The organism is Saccharothrix tamanrassetensis, assembly GCF_014203665.1.
In the GTDB taxonomy this organism is placed as follows: domain Bacteria; phylum Actinomycetota; class Actinomycetes; order Mycobacteriales; family Pseudonocardiaceae; genus Actinosynnema; species Actinosynnema tamanrassetense.
Genome location: NZ_JACHJN010000003.1, coordinates 348,313 through 366,903, shown reverse-complemented (window position 1 = coordinate 366,903; position 18,591 = coordinate 348,313). Strand labels below are relative to the sequence as shown.

General features: G+C 72.9%; 20 protein-coding genes and 1 riboswitch. Of the genes, 7 read left to right on the top strand and 13 right to left on the bottom strand.

Annotated features, from left to right (window positions below; all coding sequences use genetic code 11):
* Positions 1–7 precede the first annotated feature (7 nt).
* From FHS29_RS10830 to FHS29_RS38085, 3 genes are all read right to left on the bottom strand, one after another.
* The gene (locus tag FHS29_RS10830) at positions 8–1,993 is read right to left on the bottom strand and encodes a putative cobaltochelatase (RefSeq protein WP_184690439.1); all 1,986 of its coding nucleotides are present in this window, start codon (positions 1,991–1,993) and stop codon (positions 8–10) included.
* A gap of 40 nt (positions 1,994–2,033) precedes the next feature.
* A riboswitch (cobalamin riboswitch) is annotated at positions 2,034–2,158 on the bottom strand.
* Positions 2,159–2,336: 178 nt separating this feature from the next.
* A complete protein-coding gene (locus tag FHS29_RS10825) occupies positions 2,337–2,474 on the bottom strand; it encodes a hypothetical protein (RefSeq protein ID WP_184690438.1) in 138 nt (45 codons plus the stop codon).
* 19 nt (positions 2,475–2,493) lie between these two features.
* Positions 2,494–3,720 carry a cytochrome P450 gene (locus FHS29_RS38085; protein WP_221455748.1) on the bottom strand — a complete coding sequence of 409 codons (1,227 nt, stop codon included), beginning with the start codon at positions 3,718–3,720 and terminating at the stop codon, positions 2,494–2,496.
* Positions 3,721–3,762: 42 nt separating this feature from the next.
* Here FHS29_RS38085 and FHS29_RS10815 point away from each other — a divergent pair, with 42 nt between their 5' ends.
* On the top strand, positions 3,763–4,956 hold the full coding sequence (locus FHS29_RS10815) for an 8-amino-7-oxononanoate synthase (RefSeq protein ID WP_184690849.1): 1,194 nt from the start codon (positions 3,763–3,765) through the stop codon (positions 4,954–4,956).
* On the opposite strand, the gene FHS29_RS10810 is transcribed toward FHS29_RS10815, so the two are convergent.
* On the bottom strand, positions 4,910–5,368 hold the full coding sequence (locus FHS29_RS10810) for a GNAT family N-acetyltransferase (protein WP_184690437.1): 459 nt from the start codon (positions 5,366–5,368) through the stop codon (positions 4,910–4,912). The two genes, FHS29_RS10815 and FHS29_RS10810, sit on opposite strands and share 47 nt — an antisense overlap.
* Positions 5,369–5,388: 20 nt before the next feature.
* Complete coding sequence (locus FHS29_RS10805) at positions 5,389–6,108, bottom strand: S1 family serine peptidase (protein ID WP_184690436.1); 720 nt, start codon at positions 6,106–6,108, stop codon at positions 5,389–5,391.
* Positions 6,109–6,276: 168 nt separating this feature from the next.
* On the opposite strand from FHS29_RS10805, the gene FHS29_RS10800 reads away from it, so the two are divergent.
* Positions 6,277–6,888: a LysE family translocator gene (locus tag FHS29_RS10800; RefSeq protein ID WP_184690435.1), complete on the top strand. Its 612-nt coding sequence runs from the start codon at positions 6,277–6,279 to the stop codon at positions 6,886–6,888.
* Positions 6,889–6,932: 44 nt separating this feature from the next.
* Here the strand turns inward: FHS29_RS10800 and FHS29_RS10795 are convergent, their stop codons facing one another.
* From FHS29_RS10795 to FHS29_RS10785, 3 genes are all read right to left on the bottom strand, one after another.
* The gene (locus tag FHS29_RS10795; protein ID WP_184690434.1) at positions 6,933–7,655 is read right to left on the bottom strand and encodes a serine protease; all 723 of its coding nucleotides are present in this window, start codon (positions 7,653–7,655) and stop codon (positions 6,933–6,935) included.
* Positions 7,656–7,784: 129 nt separating this feature from the next.
* The gene (locus FHS29_RS10790; protein WP_184690433.1) at positions 7,785–8,534 is read right to left on the bottom strand and encodes a S1 family peptidase; all 750 of its coding nucleotides are present in this window, start codon (positions 8,532–8,534) and stop codon (positions 7,785–7,787) included.
* 101 nt (positions 8,535–8,635) lie between these two features.
* Positions 8,636–9,652, bottom strand: a complete 1,017-nt coding sequence (locus tag FHS29_RS10785) for a M48 family metallopeptidase (RefSeq protein ID WP_184690432.1) — start codon at positions 9,650–9,652, stop codon at positions 8,636–8,638.
* A 69-nt stretch (positions 9,653–9,721) separates the two neighbouring features.
* On the opposite strand from FHS29_RS10785, the gene FHS29_RS10780 reads away from it, so the two are divergent.
* Positions 9,722–10,654 (top strand): alpha/beta hydrolase, encoded by a 933-nt coding sequence (locus FHS29_RS10780; RefSeq protein WP_184690431.1) that lies wholly within the window; start codon positions 9,722–9,724, stop codon positions 10,652–10,654.
* On the opposite strand, the gene FHS29_RS10775 is transcribed toward FHS29_RS10780, so the two are convergent.
* The gene (locus FHS29_RS10775) at positions 10,651–11,064 is read right to left on the bottom strand and encodes a VOC family protein (RefSeq protein WP_184690430.1); all 414 of its coding nucleotides are present in this window, start codon (positions 11,062–11,064) and stop codon (positions 10,651–10,653) included. The genes FHS29_RS10780 and FHS29_RS10775 overlap by 4 nt on opposite strands.
* A 79-nt stretch (positions 11,065–11,143) precedes the next feature.
* Between FHS29_RS10775 and FHS29_RS10770 the strand changes: the two genes are divergently transcribed.
* Positions 11,144–11,881, top strand: coding sequence for a helix-turn-helix domain-containing protein (locus tag FHS29_RS10770; RefSeq protein WP_184690429.1), 738 nt, complete (start codon positions 11,144–11,146; stop codon positions 11,879–11,881).
* Here the strand turns inward: FHS29_RS10770 and FHS29_RS10765 are convergent.
* The gene (locus FHS29_RS10765; protein WP_184690428.1) at positions 11,850–12,494 is read right to left on the bottom strand and encodes a TetR/AcrR family transcriptional regulator; all 645 of its coding nucleotides are present in this window, start codon (positions 12,492–12,494) and stop codon (positions 11,850–11,852) included. The two genes, FHS29_RS10770 and FHS29_RS10765, sit on opposite strands and share 32 nt — an antisense overlap.
* Positions 12,495–12,568: 74 nt before the next feature.
* Between FHS29_RS10765 and FHS29_RS10760 the strand changes: the two genes are divergently transcribed.
* Both FHS29_RS10760 and FHS29_RS10755 read left to right on the top strand, forming a co-directional pair.
* A complete protein-coding gene (locus FHS29_RS10760; RefSeq protein ID WP_184690848.1) occupies positions 12,569–13,261 on the top strand; it encodes a CatB-related O-acetyltransferase in 693 nt (230 codons plus the stop codon).
* A 124-nt stretch (positions 13,262–13,385) separates the two neighbouring features.
* Complete coding sequence (locus FHS29_RS10755; RefSeq protein WP_312864860.1) at positions 13,386–15,326, top strand: patatin-like phospholipase family protein; 1,941 nt, start codon at positions 13,386–13,388, stop codon at positions 15,324–15,326.
* An 88-nt stretch (positions 15,327–15,414) separates the two neighbouring features.
* On the opposite strand, the gene FHS29_RS10750 is transcribed toward FHS29_RS10755, so the two are convergent.
* The gene (locus FHS29_RS10750) at positions 15,415–16,215 is read right to left on the bottom strand and encodes an SAM-dependent methyltransferase (RefSeq protein ID WP_184690427.1); all 801 of its coding nucleotides are present in this window, start codon (positions 16,213–16,215) and stop codon (positions 15,415–15,417) included.
* 197 nt (positions 16,216–16,412) lie between these two features.
* On the bottom strand, positions 16,413–17,012 hold the full coding sequence (locus tag FHS29_RS10745) for a TetR/AcrR family transcriptional regulator (protein WP_184690426.1): 600 nt from the start codon (positions 17,010–17,012) through the stop codon (positions 16,413–16,415).
* A gap of 74 nt (positions 17,013–17,086) precedes the next feature.
* Here FHS29_RS10745 and FHS29_RS10740 point away from each other — a divergent pair, with 74 nt between their 5' ends.
* Entirely contained in the window at positions 17,087–17,911 is an 825-nt protein-coding gene (locus FHS29_RS10740; protein WP_221455746.1) for a class I SAM-dependent methyltransferase, read from the top strand.
* A 20-nt stretch (positions 17,912–17,931) separates the two neighbouring features.
* On the opposite strand, the gene FHS29_RS10735 is transcribed toward FHS29_RS10740, so the two are convergent.
* Positions 17,932–18,573 carry a class I SAM-dependent DNA methyltransferase gene (locus tag FHS29_RS10735; RefSeq protein WP_184690424.1) on the bottom strand — a complete coding sequence of 214 codons (642 nt, stop codon included), beginning with the start codon at positions 18,571–18,573 and terminating at the stop codon, positions 17,932–17,934.
* Between the last annotated feature and the right edge of the window lie 18 nt (positions 18,574–18,591).

Sequence of the window (18,591 nt, the reverse complement as noted above, 5' to 3'; positions counted from 1 at the left end):
CGGGCTCCTATGCGGCTCGCGCGGCGCGCACGACGCCGGCGACCTGGTCGGCGGACAGTTCTTCCAGGCGCAGGCACACCGCGTCCAGCGCCTCGGCGACGCGCCCGGCCAAGCCGAGGCGCAGGTGGCCGGACTCGCAGTCGACCACCACGGACGCCACCTCGTCGGCGGCCAGCAGCCCGGCGGCGCGCAGGGCGTCGCGCATCGGGTCGCCGCCCGTGCCGGTGGCGGTGGCGCGGCCGTCGGTGAGGAGCACCAGCAGCGGACGGCGGCGCGGATCGCGGACCCGTTCCACGTCCAGCACCCTGCGGGCGCGCAGCAGGCCGTCGGCCAGCGGGGTGCGTCCGCCCGTGCGCAGTTGGCGCAGGCGGGCGGCCGCGGCGTCCACGGAGTTCGTCGGCGGGAGCGCGGTCTCGGCGCTGCCGCCCCGGAACGTGACCACGCCGACCTTGTCCCGGCGCTGGTAGGCGTCCCGCAGCAGGGAGATCACCGCACCGGTGACCGCCGACATGCGTTGCCGTGCGGCCATGGAGCCGGACGCGTCGACCACGAACAGCACGAGGTTGCCCTCCTTGCCCTCCCGGACGGAGAGCCGGAGGTCCGTGCCGCGCAGCACCAGTCCCGGACCGGTGCGGCCCCGTGCGGCCTGGAACGGCGCGGCGACGCCGAGCGTGCCGACCAGGTGCAGGCCGGAACCGTCCACACTGGACGAACGAACCACGCGTCCGGTACGGGCGCGGGCGCGGGAACGCTTGCCCGGCGCGCCCTCGCCGACACCGGGCACTTGGAGCAGGCGGGTCCTGAACGAGGGTGCCGGCGCGTGCGTGCGTTCCGAGGACGAGCCCTGCCGGGGTTGCGACTGTCCGCTGTCCGGAGTGGACTCCGGCGCGTCCTGGGGCAGCCCGCCGCCGTCGTCCGGGCCGTCCGGGTCGTCGTCCGGGCCGCTGTCCGGGCCGTCCGGGCCGCCGTCCGGTTCCTCGGCGTGCTCGGCACCCTGGCGCATGGCGTCTTCGAGCTGCTGCTCCTCCAGGCCGGGTTCGTCGAACGGGTCACGGCGCTTGCGGTGCGGCAGGGCCAGCCGGACGGCGGCCTCCACGTCCTGCTCCGCCACCTCGTCCGCCCCGCGCCACGCGGCGTGCGCGGCGGCCGTGCGCGCGACCACCAGGTCCGCCCGCATCCCGTCGACCTCGAACGCCGCGCAGATCCCGGCGATCCGGCGCAGCTCGGCGTCCGGCAGCACAACACCCGGCAGGTGCGCGCGGGCGGCCACGATCCGGGCGGCCAGCGCGGCGTCCTCGTCGGCCCAGCGCACGGCGAAACCCTCGGGATCGGCCTCGTACGCGAGCCGCCGCCGGATGACCTCCGTGCGGGTCGCCACGTCCCGGGACGCCCGCACCGAGACGGTGAGGCCGAAGCGGTCCAGCAGCTGTGGCCGCAGCTCGCCCTCCTCCGGGTTCATCGTGCCCACGAGGAGGAACGACGCGGCGTGCGACACGGACACGCCTTCGCGCTCCACGTGCGCGCGCCCCATCGCGGCGGCGTCCAGCAGCAGGTCCACCAGGTGGTCGTGCAGGAGGTTGACCTCGTCCACGTAGAGCACGCCCCGGTGCGCGGCGGCCAACAGGCCCGGCTGGTAGGCCCGCACGCCTTCGGTGAGGGCGCGTTCTAGGTCCAGCGAGCCGATCAGCCGGTCCTCGGTCGCACCGACCGGCAACTCGACCAGCCTGGCCGGGCGCCGCTCGGAGGGGGCGGGCGCGTGCGGGCCGTCCGGGCAGTCGGCGTCCACGGCGGGATCGCAGCCGAAGCGGCAGCCCGCCACCACCTCCAGCGAGGGCAGCAGCGCCGCCAGGGCGCGGACCACGGTCGACTTCGCGGTCCCTTTCTCCCCTCGGACCAGGACCCCGCCGATACCGGGGTGGACGGCGTTGAGCAGCAACGCCGTGCGGAGGTCGTCATGTCCGACGACAGCGGAAAAGGGGAAACGCGCGCCCATGCGGCGGTGTCCTTCCTCGGGTGTCCACGCCCGTGTCCGGTCCGGTGAGATTCGGGGGCCGAGTTCCTGACTCCCGGATCCAAGCGCCCGGTCACAGTGGCGGGACCGTGCCGGATTCGCACCGGCTTCCTCGCGCACCCCTACAGCCCAGGCATCGTCGCACCTCGGCCGACGGGCTCCAAGTCCCCGGTGCGGACTCCCCGAGCGAGAGCGATCACACCCGCGCGGACTCGCGGCACCGGCGGACCCGCCGGCCGACCACGTGGCGGATCGGCTCGCCGCGCCGGTCGACCGGCGGCGCGGCGACCGGCAGTCGGCGTCGCATCGGTCCTGACCTGCGTGATCAGCCTCGCGAGGCGAGCGTGGGCGAGGCGAGGTCGGCAGCGCGGCCGGTGCTCCCGGCGGACACCGGCCCCAACGCGCGGACGAGCGGCAGCGAGGCCGTCACGCGGTCGGACCGGGTGGCCGCGAACGTGATCACGCTCTCCTCCGGCGGGCGGTCACCGTCCGCCGGCAGGGCCTGCGACCCGGTCCGCCAGGTCCCGGGGCCCCGCGCCACCAGCGGGCCGGTCCTGGTCCCGCAGCTCGACCCGGACGCTCAGCGGGGCGCGGAAGGACAGCAGGTCCAGCATCGGCGGGGGCTCGGCGGAGGCCAGGCGCAGGTTCGGGAAGCGTTCGAAGGTCTCCCGGAGCACGACCTCCGCCTCCAGCCGGGCCAGTCCCGCACCCAGGCAGAAGTGCCGGCCGAAGCCGAACGCCAGGTGCTTGCGGGCGTTCGGGCGGGCCGGGCAGAGGCGTTCCGGGTCGGGGAAGACCTCCGGGTCGGATCCGGCGCCCGCGAGCATCAGCAGCAGTTGCGCGCCGGCCGGGACGTCCACGCCGGAGATGGTCACCGGCTCGGCCGCGATCCGCCGCCAGGTGTTGACCGGTGGATCCCGGCGCAGGACCTCCTCGACCACCAGTTCGGCCATGCCCGGTTCGCCCAGCCGGGACCACAGGTCGTCGTGCCGCAGGACGGCGTCGAACACCGCGCAGAGCAGCTGGGTGGTCGTCTCCTGGCCGGCGATGAGCAGGAAGTAGCAGAGGCCGGCGGCGTCGCGGAGGGGCACGTTCCGCAGTGCGCCGAACAGGTCGTCGCCGCGGGCGGTGCTGATGCGGTGGGTCAGCCACCGGTGGAACTCGGCGGCCGGCCGGGCCAGTTCGTGCTGGCGTTCCGTGGACGGGTCGCCCCAGAACAGCTCCAGGGACGCCGTGCTCCACGCCTTGAGCTTCGGGATGTCCACGTCGTCGATGCCCATGACCTCCATCAGCACGACGGCGGGCAGGTCCCGGGCCAGCGCCGGGTGCAGGTCGGCGACCGGACCCGTCAACCGGGCCAGCCGTTCCCGGGCGAGTTCGGCGATCCGGGGCCGCATGGCCTGCACGCGGGCCGGGGTGAGGAACGCGGCCACCAGTCGGCGCAGGTCGGCGTGGGTCTCGGTGCCGTTGTTGGCCAGTGTGGGCGGCAGCGAGAAGCCGGCCCGGGCCAGTACGCGCAGCACCGGGCGCGGGATGGCGGTGACCGCGGTCAGCGCGTTGTCCGGGTGGAACCGCTTCGGGTCGGCGAGGATCATCCGGACGTCCTCGTACCGGCTGACCAGCCACAACCCCGTGCCCACGTGCTGGTGGACCGGCGCGTTCGCGCGCAGCGAGCGCAGGTCGTCGGGCCCGAGCCGGAAGAGGTCCACGCGGGCACGCTAGCGGCCGGATGCGACACTGCCGGCGTGAGCGTGAGCACAGGGCCCGAGGCCACCGGCGGACCGGAGTCGGTGTTCGACTGGATCGACACCCGCGCGGAGGCCCGTGCGAAGGCCGGTCTGTCCCGCCGGGTGCGGCCCCGGCCCGCCGACTCCACCGACCTGGACCTGGCCTCCAACGACTACCTCGGGCTGGCGCGCGACAAGCGGGTGACCGGCGCCGCCGCTGCCGCCGCGCTGCGCTGGGGCGCCGGGTCGACCGGATCGCGGCTGGTCACCGGCTCCACCGAGCTGCACACCGAGCTGGAGTACGAACTGGCGAACTTCTGCGGGACGCAGTCGGCGCTGGTGTTCTCCTCCGGCTACGCGGCGAACCTGGGCGCGCTCACCGCGCTGTCCGGTCCCGGCACGGCGATCGTGGCCGACCAGCACATCCACGCCTCGCTGATCGACGGCACCCGGCTGTCGAAGGCCGACGTGGTGGTGGCCGGGCACTGCGACGTGCCGCAGGTCGCGCACGCGCTGGCCACCCGGGGCAAGCGGCGGGCGCTGGTGGTCACCGACTCGGTGTTCTCCGTGGACGGCGACCTGGCGCCGCTGGCCGAGCTGGCGGTGGCGTGCCGGGAGCACGGTTCCGCGCTGGTCGTGGACGACGCGCACGGCCTCGGCGTGGTCGGCGAAGGCGGCCGGGGCTCGGTGCACGCGGCCGGGCTGGCGAAGGCGCCGGACGTGGTGACCACGGTGACGCTGTCCAAGTCGCTGGGTGCGCAGGGCGGCGCGGTGCTCGGGCCGAGCCGGGTGATCAAGCACCTGGTGGACACGGCCCGGACGTTCATCTTCGACACCGGGCTCGCACCGGGCAGCGTGGCGGCGTCGCTGGCCGCGCTGAAGATCCTCCGCGAGGAGCCCGACCGGCCGACGCGCGCCCTGGACGTGGCCCAGGACCTGGCCTTCCGACTGCGGGAGAAGGGTTTCAAGGTCAGCAGCCCCACCGCGGCGGTGGTGTCGGTGCAGGCCCCGTCGCCCGAGGCGGCGTTCGGGTGGGCGGAGGCGTGCCGCGCGCAGGGCGTGGCCGTCGGCTGCTTCCGCCCGCCGTCGGTGCCCGACCAGATCTCCCGGCTGCGGCTGACCGCGCGGGCCGACCTGACCGAGGCCGACGTCGAGCGGGCCGTGCGGGTGATCAGCGAGACCGGCGCATCCGCAGGTGCGGTATCCCGTCCTCGATGAACTCCGCGCCCACCGGCATGAAGCCGAACGAGGCGTAGAAGTCGGCCACGTAGGTCTGCGCGTCCAGCACGCACACCTGCCGGCCGACCTCGACCAGCGCGGCCTCCATCAGCCGCCGGCTGTACCCGCGACCGCGGGCGACGCGGGCCGTGCAGACCCGGCCGATGCGGAACGTGCCGTCCGGCTCCTCCAGCAGCCGGAGGTAGGCCTGCGGCTCCGGTGACCCCTCGGCCTCCAGCCAGAAGTGCCTGGTATCAGGTTCCAGGTCGCGGCCGTCCAGCTCCGGGTAGGGGCAGGACTGCTCGACCACGAAGACCTCGCCACGCAGTTTGAGCAGGGCGTACAGCTGAGCGGAGGTCAGATCCGCTGACCACTTGCGGCGCAGCGTGGCCGGATAGGGATGCGAGCGCACACCGCGTTGGTACCACAGTCTCAGATTTCGCCGCGGTAGTGGCTCACCCTGGTGTACACGCCGGGCCGCCCGGCGCGGGCGCACCCCCGGCCGTAGGAGACGACCCCGACCAGCACGCCGCCGACGGTGAGCGGGCCCCCGGAGTCGCCTTCGCAGGCGTCCTTGCCGCCCTCCGGGTAGCCCGCGCACAGCATCGCGTCCACGCGGTACCCCTGGACCGCCCGCGTGCAGGCGTCGTCCGACATCACCGGCAGGTCGACCTCGCGCAGCCGCCGGCTGGGGGCGGCCGACTCGCCGGTGCGCCCCCAGCCGAACACCACGGCCCGGTCCCCCGCCGACGCCGAGCCGATCCCGACCGGCTGCTGCGGCACGGCCTCGGCCAGGGTGAGGGTGGCCAGGTCGTCGCCCCCGTCCACGGACTCGAAGGCGGGGTGCCGCCAGAGCCGCGTGACGTGGACGACCCGGCCGTCGGTGGTGTCGAAGTCGCGCCGGCCGACCACCACGCGCAGTTCGGCGGGCTTCCGGTTCCGCACGGTGAGCGCGGTCCGCTCGATCGTGCAGTGCGCGGCGGTGACGACCCGGGTGGGGCCGACCAGGGCGCCGCCGCAGAAGAAGTTGCCGTGCGCGTCGAACAGGGCGACCACCCAGGGCGTGTCCGGGGCTTCCCGTCCGCCCACGACCGCCCCGGCGGGGAGGGCGGCGAGCAGGAGTGCGGCGAGGACCAGGGCGCCCAGGCGCATGGGGTACTCCCTCTACGACGAGTGGCGGAATGGCCACGAACCGTAGCGGAGGCGTCAACGTGGTATCAAATCAGGAAAATCTGTTGTTAGAATCCTGTGGAGCCGAAGATTTGACGGTGCGTGAAGCAGATCACGCACATCTGTCCGGCCATCGGGGGAGGGAAACCCATGCACCTGGACTTCACCCAGCTACCGACGTTCCTGATCGCGTGCGCGGTCGTCGTGCTGACGCCGGGCGTGGACGCCTTCCTCCTGCTGCGGACGTCGATGCGCGCGGGCACCAAGGCGGGCCTGTGGGCGCTGGCCGGCATCCACACGGCGGCGGCCGTGCAGGTCGGGCTGGTCATCTCCGGCCTGGGCGTGGTGATCGCGCGCTACCCCGTGGTGCTCACCGCGTTGAAGTGGATCGGCGCGGCCTACCTGCTGTACCTGGCGTTGAGCATCGGGCGTGGGCTGCTGCGCCGGGACGGCGCCGAGGTCGACGGCGAGGTGGCGGCGGACCGGCCGTTCCGGCAGGGCTTCCTGACCAACATCACCAACCCGAAGATGCTGCTGTTCAGCCTGGCGTTCCTGCCGCACTTCATCGGGACGGGCAGCCCGGCGGCGCAGCTGACCGTGCTCGCGGTGATCTTCCTGGCGCTGGCGGCGCTGTGGGAGCTGATGATCGTGCTGGCCGCGAGCAGCATGGGCCGCCGGCTGCGCAAGCCGGGCGTGACCACCGCGCTGGACACCGTCTGCGCGGCGGTGTTCCTGACCATGTCGGTCGGCCTGGTGGTCTGAACCCCCGCCCGGCACACACGTCCGGCGACATTCGCCCGGCGGCATCAGACGTAGCTCGCGACCCGCGTGTACACGCCGGGCTTGTTGGGGCGCGCGCAGCCGACGCCCCACGACACGATCCCGGCCAGCTTCCCGTTCACCACGTACGGACCGCCCGAGTCGCCCTGGCAGGCGTCGACCTGGCCCCACGGGTAGCCGGCGCAGAACATCGCCGCCGGCTGGTAGGCCTGGTACGCCTTGGCGCAGGCGGCGTCCGCCATCACCGGGAGCCCGGCCTCCCGCAGCACCGGGCTCTGCTCGCCGCCCTCCGACGTCCGACCCCAGCCGAGCACGGTGCCGACGGTCCCGGGCGCGTACAGCTCGAACTCGTCGGCCCCGGGCAGCGCGACCGGCTGGTACGGGAAGGACTCGGCCGTGGTGAGCCAGGCGATGTCCGCGCCGGTCTCGGCGGACGTGTAGTCCGGGTGGACCTCGATCCCGGTGACGGCGGACTTCACCCCGTCCTGCCCCCGCAGGTCCAGCCGTCCGCCGACGACCAGGAAGTCACCCGGTTCCGCGTTCGCCGTGCAGTGCGCCGCCGTGACCACCCGGGTGGGTGCCACCAGCGCGCCGCCGCAGAACTGCTTCCCCTCCGGGGTCACCAGGGCGACCACGAACGGGTAGTCCGCGGCGTCCTCCACCTCCGACCCGCCGACCACCTTCGGATCCGCCCCGGCCGACGGGGTGAGGACCACCAGCGCGAGCAACACAGCCGTCAACGTCCGCATGGCCAGACCCTGGGGTCGTCCACTCCGGCCCACAACTCGAATCACCCCATCGTGGAACCGCCGCCCGACCGCCGACCGACCGACGCCCGACGGTCCACCGCCCGGCAGTCCACCGCCCGGCGGACCCCGTCACCCCGTGGCCTGGAGCTGGGCGTCGATCACCTCCCGGTAGGCCAGCACCCGCGCGTAGACCCCGGGCTTGTTCTTGCGGGCGCAGCCCTCGCCCCAGGACGTCACGCCGATCAGCTTCCCGTCCGCGACCAGCGGTCCGCCCGAGTCGCCCTGGCAGGTGTCCCGCCCGCCCTCGGGCAGGCCGGCGCACACCATCGCCTCGGCCTTGTACGAGGGGTACGACTCCGCGCACGACTCGTCGGACACCACCGGCACCTCGACGCCCATCAGGTACTGCGACGCCGCCGCCTGCTCGCTCGTCCGGCCCCAGCCCAGGGCGAAGGCCTTGGTCCCTTCCTCGTACAGCTTCTCGTCGTCGGCCAGCGCCAACGGGGTCGCGCCTGCCTCGCGCTTCAAGGTCACCACGGCCACGTCGGAGCCGCGGTCGGCGGACACGAAGTCCGGGTGCGTCCACACCTCGGCCACCGGCACCGCCGTGCCCTGCTTGCCGTTGCGCTTGTCCTCCCGGCCGACGACCACCCGCGAGATGCGCGGGGCCAGGCCCGTCGTGCAGTGCGCGGCCGTCAGCACCTTCGTCGGCGCGACGAGCGTCCCGCCGCAGAACTGGTTCCCATTCGAGTCGGCCAGGTAGACGACCCACGGGTAGTCGGTGATCGAGACCCGTGAGCCACCCACCACGCGGGGGTCGGCCGCCGCGGCGCCGCCACCCAACACCATCAACACCAGTACGAGCACACCCAGCCGCACGGGGCCTCCTCTGATCCGGCAACAGTGCCCAGAGATTAGCCAGTATGTACGACAGTCATGCTCCATTCAGCCTAGCGATGGGTTGTGGCCACACGTTCGGCCTACTGGCCGTTGAACTTCGAGCGGACCCGGTCCGCCGCGCCGACCAGCACGTCGCCCACCTCGTTGAGCACCTTGACCAGCGGGTCCTCGGAGCGCTCGGCGGACTCCTTGTACGACCGCGCGGCACCCTTGAGGTCCTCGGTGAACGTGGACGTGGGCCGGTCGTCCTCGCGGCGCGCGTACGTGCCGGTGAGGATTTCGCGGTAGTCCTCGCCCGCCGCCCACCGCTGGAGCTCGGCGGCCCGCACCACGGCCATCGGGTGCGTGCTGCGCCACGTCTTGATCAGCTTGAGCAGGCTGTCGCGCACGTCCTCGACCTGCTCGTACTCCTTGGCCTGCTTGAGGAACTCGGAGGTGTCCACCTGGGACAGGTCCATCCCGCCCGCGAGCGCCACGTGCACCCGCAGCGCCGCCGCCGGGTCCTGCCCGACCAGCAGCCCGGCCCGGTCGCAGCTCAGCTCTGTCTTGCGGTACCACTCCAGCAGCGCCGCGATGACCGCGCGGACCGCCCAGAACCCGGCCGGCATCCAGCCCAGGCCGTGCTGGAGGTCCATCAGCCGGTGCAGGATGGTCTGGTACAGCGCGTGGCCGGACAGCACGTGGCCCATCTCGTGACCGATCACGAACCGCCGGCTGTCGGTGTCCAGCAGCTCCAGCAGGCCGGTCGACAGCACGATGAACGGCTTGTCGATGCCCAGCGTCCGCGCGTACACCTGCGGGTCGCGCTGCACGAAGATGTCCGGCACCGGATCGACGTCCAGTGCCGCCGCCGCCTCCAGCCGGAGGCGGTCCAGGTCCGGGTACTGCTTGGGCCCCACGCGAATCGCGGAAGCCACGTAGCCCAGCCGCTCACCCCGTTCGGTGAACGCGCCTGCCACCGCCTGCAACACGGGCCCGATGCCGGGTACCGCGCGCAAGACCGCCAACGCCCCCCTGTCCACCGGGTGCTCGTACGCCCGCGGACTGATGCCGGGGAAACGGACACGCGCGGTCGACCGTTCGATCTCGTCGCTCATGTCAACCAGAGTGCCACGACCGGCCGGGGGCTCTCCCCGAAAAGCGGAATCGCCGTGCACACTGGCGCGATGACCGCAGACGTGCTCGGCACCGACTACGAGATCCGGACGCTGCCGCTGGGCGGCGGTGACGTCAGCGCCACGCTGGTCCGCCGCCGCGCCCAGCCCGCGACCAGAGGTGCCGTGCTCTACGTCCACGGTTTCGCGGACTACTTCTTCCAGAAGCACGTCGCCGAGCACTTCACCGCGCGCGGGTTCGACTTCTACGCCATCGACCTGCGCGCGTACGGCCGTTCCCTCACGCCCAGCCAGACCGCGAACTACGTGGCGGACCTGGCCGAGCACTTCGAGGAGATCGACGCGGCGGTGCGGGTGATCCACGAGGAGGACCACCACGAGCGGTTGGTGGTGATGGGCCACTCGACGGGCGGCCTGATCACCAGCCTGTGGGCGCACCAGCGGCGGGCCGACGACGTGATCGACGCCCTGGTGCTCAACAGCCCGTGGCTGGACCTGGCGGAACCGTGGATCACCCGCACGGTCGGGACGGCGTTCATCCGGGGCATCGGCCGCGTCGTGCCGAGGCTCGTGCTGAAGAAGGGCCTCGGCCCGGTCTACGGGGAGAGCATCCACGCCGACCACCACGGCGAGTGGGACTTCGACACGACGTGGAAGCCGATCGAGGCGTTCCCGGTGCTCGCCGGCTGGCTGCGGGCGGTGCGCCGGGGCCACGCGCGACTGCACCGGGGGCTCGACGTGAGCGTGCCGGTGCTGCTGCTGCGGTCGGGGCGCAGCCTGCTGCACGCCAAGAAGTGGACACCGGAGGCCATGACGGCGGACACCGTGCTGGACGTGGCGCACATGCAGCGGTGGGCGCCCAGCATCGGCCGGAACGTCACCGTCGTGCAGGTGGACAACGGCATGCACGACCTGCTCCTGTCCGCCGAGTCGGTCCGCAAGCGCGCGCTGGCCGAGATCGACGAGTTCCTGGACCAGGTCTAGACCTCGTGCGGCTGCGGGCGGTGGTGGACGTACTCGACCACCGTCCCGTCGGGGTGCCGGGCGGTGAACCCGACGCCGGTGGGCACGTCGACCGGCGGGTCGGTGATCTCCGCGCCTTCCTGTTCGAGCCGTTCCAGGTAGCCGGCGACGTCGTCCACGAGGAGGGTGCCGTGGGTCGCCCGGAACGGTTCGACGGTTTCCTCCGCACCCTCGATCAGCAGGAACGCGCCCACGGTCGCCAGCGACAGTCCCTTCTCCGGGTACGGCGTCCGCAGGTCGGCCCGCACGCCGAGGAGCCGTTCGTAGAAGCCGATCGCCTGCTCCAGGCCGCCGGGCGGGACGTAGGCCCGGAGGTAGACGCGGGGTTCGGTGCGGTGGGTGGAGTCGTTGTCGCGTCGCCACAGTGTCATGCGGTAGAGCCTTGCTGCTCGCGGTCCAGCGGGCGAGACGGGCGTTTGTGCGGTGAGTGCGGGTAATAGGCTCGGTCGCATGTCGACCAGGCAGGAGTTGGGGCGGTTCCTGCGCGCGCACCGGGAGCTGGTGGGCCCGGCGGACGTGGGGCTGGCCGGTACCGCGCGGCGGCGGCGCACGCCGGGGTTGCGGCGGGAGGAGGTGGCCGCGCTGTCCGGGGTGGGGCTGGCCTGGTACACCTGGCTGGAACAGGGGCGGGTGGACACCTCGCGGCAGGTGCTGGACGCGGTCGCGCGGGCTCTGCGGCTGGACGCGGACGCGCACCGGCACGTGCTGGCGCTGGCCGGACTCCGCGCGGAAAGCCCGGACGTGGACCTGGAAGTGCTGCGGCCCCTGGTCGACGGGATGACCGCACCGGCGGCGGTGCTGGACCGGCGGTTCGACGTGGTGGCGGCGAACCCGGCGTTCGTGTCGCTGGGGCTGCCGGACCGCAACCTGGTGCTGGCGTTGACCCACCGGTCGTGGCGGGAGCGGGTGCCGGAGTGGGAGCCGTTGGCGCGCAACGTGTTCCGCCAGTTCCGGGCGCAGGCCGACGGTGCGCCGGACGACTCGCGGTTCGCGGAACTGCTGCGGGACCTCGCATCCGACCGGGGCGACCTCGCCGCGTGGTGGGAATGCCGTGCGGTGCAGGTCTTCCGGACCACGTCGGCGACCGTCGACGGGCATCGCTGGAGTTTCGCGCTGCTGCGGCCGGGCGAGGACCCGCAGGCCGGGGTGCTCGTGCTCAGCGCAACCGATCGACCGCAGTCCGGCTAGGCGACGACACCGGTCCCGTCGCGTCCCAGGTCCGCAGGAGGCCGGCTCGTGCGGCGGCCAGTGCCGCGCGGGCGGACCGTTCGGCGGTGGCGTGGTCGACGGGTTCACCGGTGATGAAGATCCGGTAGTAGAGCGGGGCGCAGGTGAGCCGGATCAGCTCTACGGCGTCGGTCCCCGGCGGGAGTTCGTCGCGCTGGACCGCGCGGCGGACGACTGCCGCGGCCTGGTCGTGCCTGGCCGCGTAGAAGTCCCTCTTGGCCTGTCGCGCACGGCCCGAGTGCAGGGCGGCGGTCACCACCGCTTCGGGGACCGCGCGTCGGGCCGGGTCGGCGAAGACGGTGACGATCTCGTCTGCGATGGCGATGAGATCGCCTTCGACCGACCCGGTGTCGGGTGCCGGCCACCCGGTGTCGCGACTGCTGTCCAGGGCGTCCGCGATGAGGAGGTCGATGGTGGCCCAACGGCGGTAGACGGTGGTCTTGTGGACACCCGCGCGCGCGGCGACGTTCTCCACCGTCAGCCCGAGGTAGCCGCGTTCGACCAGCTCGGCGTAGGTGGCATCGAGGACGGCGGCGCGGACGCGGGCGGAGCGTCCGCCGGGTCGAGTGGTCAAATGCAACTCCAGTTGCGTTAGAAGCGGCAGCCGTGCCAGGCTAACGCAACACGAGTTGCGATTGGAGCGTGACGTTGACCCCTGACCCGACCGTCCTGCACCCCCTGCCCGAGCACCACCGGGTCGTGCTGCTCAAGCCGTTGGTGGACTCGCCGACCATCGAGGTGGGCGACTACACGTACTACGACGACCCCGAGCACGCGACCGAGTTCCAGACGCGGAACGTGCTCTACGGGTACGGCCGGGAGAAGCTGGTCATCGGCAGGTTCTGCGCCATCGCGACCGGGACCAGGTTCATCATGGCCGGGGCGAACCACCTGAACGTGGGGGTGTCCACGTTCCCGTTCACGATCTTCGGCGGGACGTGGGCGGACGACACCGTCGACCTGCTGACGAACATGGAAACCCGCGGCGACACCGTGGTGGGCAACGACGTCTGGTTCGGCTACAACACACTCGTGATGCCCGGTGTGCGGATCGGCGACGGCGCGATCATCGCCACCGGGGCCGTCGTGACGTCCGACGTGCCGCCCTACACCGTGGTCGGCGGGAACCCGGCCCGGCCGGTCAAGCGGCGCTACCCGGACGGGGACGTGGACCTCCTGCTGCGCGCCGCTTGGTGGGACTGGCCGATCGAGCTGGTGACGGCCAACGTGCGGACGATCATGGCCGGGACTCCGGCGGAGGTCGCGGAGATCGCGCGGGCCAACGGGCTGTTCGACACCGCGGACCGACCGCGCCCCGCGCCCGTCCGAACCGAGAGCTGACCTCGCGGGAACACGACCAGGACTGCTCCCCGCGGCCGATCGGCGCTCGGGCATCAACAGCCGTTCGGGCTAGCGCGTTTCCGTACGGCCGGCGCGACCATTGTGCGGCACAGGGGAGGTTGCCGTGGCGGACGAGCGGGCCGAGTTCAACCGGTACTGCGACGTGACCATGCGGGGTGGCACCACCAGCGGGGTGGTCTACCCGTGGGCCGTGGTCGAGTTGGCCCGGCACTACCGGTTCCGGTCGTTGGGCGGGTCGTCCGCCGGGGCCGTCGCCGCCGCCTTCACCGCTGCCGCCGAGAAGGGCCGGGAGGCCGGCGGGTTCGAGAAGCTGGCCGAGGTGATCCGGTGGTTCGCCGCGCCGGGCTGGCGGATGGCCCAGCTGTTCCAACCCGGTCCGGACACCCGGAAGCTCTTCCGGATCGTCGCGGCCTCCATGCAGTCGCGGGACACCACGGGCCGCAGTGCCACCACCTGCCTGGTGTTGGCCTTGTCCGGCGCCATCGGGTTCCGGGCCAAGGCCGGGCTCGGGTTGGCGTTGCTGCTCTGGCTGGTCGGACCGACGGCCTGGTTCCTCGCCGTGGGGTGGGCCGGGACGCCGTCGTGGGTGCTGGTCGCCGTCATCGTCGTGGTGGCGGTGGCAGTGCCCTGGATCCTGGTCCGGGTGCGGCCACGGCGGAAGTCCGGGCGGGCCGGGTTCGCGTCCTGGGCGAGGCGAGTCGGAACGGCGGTGGGATCGGCCGCGCCGCTGGTTCCCGTGTTGGTGCTGGTGTCGTGGGACCTGCCCGGTCTCGCCTCGCTCGCCACGGCGGTCGCGTCGTGGGTGGTGCTGGGTTTCGCGCTCGTCAGTGCGGTGGCGATCACGTACCTGCTCGGGGCCAAGCGGTTCCTGGACCGCATGGCCCGGAAGGTCCACTTCGGACTCGTCCCGGGGACGGGGTCGTTCAGGGCCGGGTTCTGGGATCGGCGGTGCGGGGTTCCCCGGTCGACCGGCGTGCCGCCGATGAGCGACTGGATCGCCGATCGGCTGGACGAGCTGTCCGGGGTCGCCGGGCTGAGGTTCTCGGACCTGACCACGAACCTGGTGTTGATGACCACGGACCTGTCCGAGGGGCGGCCGTACCGGTTGCCGTTCACCGAGCCCGCTTCGCGCTGGCTCTACTGCGCGGAGTGCCTGCGGAACGTGCTGCCGGAGCGGGTTGTGCGGGCGATCGGCGGGGAGGCGTCCGACCACCGGTGCCCGTTGCACGCGGGTCGGGCGTTGACGGTGCTGCCGAAGGACCTGCCGGTCGCGTTGGCGGTGCGGATGAGCATGCCGCTGCCCGGTCTGATCGCCGCCGTGCCGCTGTGCCGCGCCGAGTCGGAGGTGCGGGTGCACTGGTTCTCCGACGGCGGGATCACCAGCAACTTCCCGATCCACTTCTTCGACGCGCTGCTCCCCCGGTGGCCCACGTTCGGGTTGACGCTGGGGCCGTTCCCGCCGGCGGACGACCGCCCTGTCCGGCTACCGGAGCAGGACGCGGCCACCGATGGACGGCCGTGGACGGACATCGGCGGGGTCGCGGGGTTCGCCGGGGCGATCCTGAACACGATGCTCGACTGGCGGGACGCCATGCAGTCGGCGCTGCCGGGGTACCGGGGACGGATCGCGCACGTCCGGCTGCGCGACGGTGAGGGCGGCACGAACCTGTTCATGCGGCCGGACACCGTCCTGGCGCTCGCGGAGCGGGGCCGAGCCGCCGGTGAGCTGCTGCGCACCCGGTTCACCGCCGACGACGGGGCCGGGACGGACCGGTACCGGTGGATCCGGATGCGGTTGGCCATGCGGGAGTACCAGCAGTTGGCGGAGCAGGCCCGGCAGCGCGCGCGGCTCTACAAGGACCTGGCCGAGGATTACCCCATCCCGGCCGACCTGCACGAGTGGTTCGACACGCCGCCCACCGGGGCCGACCCGCACGCCGCCGACATCGCGCTCACGTTGGACGGGCTGGGGAACCTGGTGCCCGGACCGTTCGACGGCGAGGTGCCGGTCGACCCCGACCTGCGGTTGTCGCCGCCGGAGTAGGTCGAGGTTCGCGGCCGGGTCAGGGCTGGGACCGGAGCAGGGCTCGCCGCCAGGGTCGGGGCTGGAACCGGGTCAGGCTGGAACCGGGTCAGGGCTTGCGGCCGACGCCCACGTACGCGCTGATGTAGGCGTCGTCGGAGTCCGGGTGCCATTCCGGCAGCGGCACCACGCCCGGTTCCACCACCTCCAGGCCGGTGAAGAACGCGGCGATCTCCTCGCGCGGGCGCAGCACCAACGGGCTGTCGGTGCGGCGGTAGATGGCCTTGACCCGTTCCGTGTCGTCCAAGCCGTCCTCGGGGACGCCTTCCAGGCTGCCGTGCGAGAGGGCCAGGTAGCTGCCGGACGGCAGGGCTTCCCGGTAGCGGGCCACCGCCCGGTGCGGGTCGTCGCTGTCCGGCACGAAGTGCAGCACGCCCACCATGAGCAGACCGATCGGCCGGGTGAAGTCGAGCGTCGCGCGAACCTCGTCGCTGTTCAGCACGGTGTCCGTGGCGCGCAGGTCCGCCTGGATGACGGTGGCCAGCGGGTTGTCGGCCAGCAGCGCGCTGCTGTGCGCCACGGCGACCGGTTCCACGTCCGCGTAGACGACCCGCGCCCGCGGGTTGGTCTGCTGGGCGATCTCGTGGACGTTGCCGACCGTGGGGATGCCCGAGCCGAGGTCCAGGAACTGGTCGATGCCCTGTGCCAGCAGGTAGCGGACGGCGCGGCGGAGGAAGGAGCGGTTGGCGCGGGCCGCGCCGGACATGCCGGGGTAGATCCGCTCCACCGCCTTGGCCGCCTCGCGGTCCACCGCGAAGTTGTGGGAGCCGCCGAGGTAGTAGTCGTACATCCGGGCGGCGCTCGGGCGGTCCAGGTCCACCGAGGACGGCACCCAGCCGGCTTCTTCCATGCGACATCCCCTCGACGGACCCGGTGCGGCGACATGATCGTTCCGGGGCGCCGGACCGGGCACAACCCCTGAACGGGCGCTACGGCACGGGTGGTCGGGCAGGCGGCCGAGTGAGGCGCAGGGACCGGGTGGCGTGGTCGAGGGCGCGCCGGTCGTCCCCGCGCTCGCCCCACGCCTGCGAGAACCGCCGAACGCTCTCAGGGCCGCGGTTCCCGCACGACGCCGCCGACGACCGTGGTCACGACCTTGTGCACGGCTTCGGTGGTCGGCGGGGCGCCCCGCCGGTCGGCGAACAACAGGTGCGCGGCCCCGATCAGCGTGGGGGCGAGCGCGTCGACCTCGGCATCGGGCGAGATGCGGCCCAGCTCGCGCTCCGCGACGAGGTAGGAGGCGATCATCGTCACGGCTTCGGTGAGGACGGGGACGCCGGCCGGCCAGGTTCGGCGCAGCCGGGCGCGCAGCTCGTCCCGGAAGGTCACCAGGGCCACGATCGCCACGGCCACCGATCCGAACAGGGCCGTCAGCGCGTCGGCGAGGTTGTCGGTGACGGTGCCGGTCCCGGCGGCCTCGCGCAGGGCGGCGGCCTGGCTGTCCATCCGGTCGACGCGGTCCAGCACGAACTCGGCGAGGAAGGCGTCGAAGTCCTCGAAGTGCCGGTGCAGGACGCCTTTGGCGCAACCCGCCTCGGTGGTGACCGCGCGGCTGGTCAGCGCGCTCGGCCCGGCCCGGAGCAGGACGCGGTCGGCGGCGTCGAACAGCTGCACGCGCACGGCGCGGATGGCCACCCCGGTCGGCACTGTGCCTCCTCCCGCATCCCTCGTCCGACCGTACCCGGTTGACGAGTGGGCACATGCCCACTCATAGTGGGCACATGCCCACTCCAGCACCGGGGCACACGCCCCGGCCCGAACCCGAGCCTCATCGAGCCCGACGGGCGGCCGAGTCGTTCGGCGCCGATCCCGGGCGCTACGACCGCGTCCGACCCCGCTACCCCGACGCCCTGGTGAACGCGATCGTCGCCGCCAGTCCCGGTCCCGAGGTCCTCGACGTCGGGATGGGTACCGGCATCGCGGCCCGGCAATTCCAGGCGGCCGGCTGCCGGGTGCTCGGGGTCGAGGTGGACGCGCGGATGGCCGGGTGGGCACGGCAGCAAGGGCTGGACGTCGAGGTGGCGGCGTTCGAAGCCTGGGATCCCGCCGGCCGGACGTTCGACGCGGTCGTCTCCGGGCAGGCGTGGCACTGGGTGGACCCGGTCGCCGGAGCGGCCAAGGCCGCCGAGGCGCTGCGGCCCGGTGGCCGGCTGGCCGTGTTCTGGAACGTGGGCCGACCGCAGCCCGGACTCGCGGCGGCCTTCGGCGCGGTCTACCGCCGGGTGCTGCCCGATTCGCCGTCTTCCCGCTGGTGGACGGCGGGCAGCTCGGGCGGGTACGCGGTGCTGTGCGCCAAGGCGGCCGACGGGATGCGGGAGACCGGCGCGTTCGGCGACCCGGAGCAGTGGCGGTTCGACTGGCAGCGGACCTACACCCGCGACGAGTGGCTGGACCTGGTTCCCACCGCCGGTGACCACAGCCAGTTCCCGCCGGCCGAGCTGGCGGAGGTGCTCGCGGGCGTCGGGGCTGCCATCGACGCGGTGGGAGGCAGCTTCACGGTGCACTACGACGCCGACGTGGTCATCGCGACGCGGACCGACGCCTGACGGAGGTGGTCGACGCGGCGCTAGTCCTTGCGGCGTGCGAAGACGAACGCCCCTGGCAACCTCTCGCCCGGATCGAGGAGCGTCTCGGCCTCGACCGTGAACCCGGCGTCGCGCAGCCAGCCCGAGACCCGTGAAGGCGGGCGGAGGTGGACGTACACGTTCATCGGGTGGCCGCCGTAGCCCTGCGTCTTCAGCCGGGACTCGTCGCCGACGTGGAAGCCGAGGATCAGCCGGCCACCTGGCCTCAGCACCCGCCGGAAGTGCGCGAACACCGAGGGAACCGCGTCGTCGGGAATGTGGATCAACGACCACCAGGCGAGCAGACCGGCGAGGGAGGCGTCGGCGAGGTCCAAGTCCGTCATGGAGCCGACCTCGAACCGCACGCCGGGGTGCTCACGCCGGGCTGCGTCGACCATCGCGGGCGAGAGGTCGATGCCGAAGGCGTCGAGGCCCAGTTCACGCAGATGCGCGGTGACGTACCCCGGTCCACAGCCCACGTCCGCGACCGGTCCGCCGCCGTCGGCGCGTACGAAGTCGGCGAACAACGCCAGTGCCGACAGCATGTAGGGCCGGTCGGCGAGCGCGTCGCGCAACTGGTCGGTGTAGCTGGCGGCGACCGTGTCATAGGAGCTTCGGGCGTCCGCCAACCAGTCGGCACTCATGGCTCGACACAGTAATCA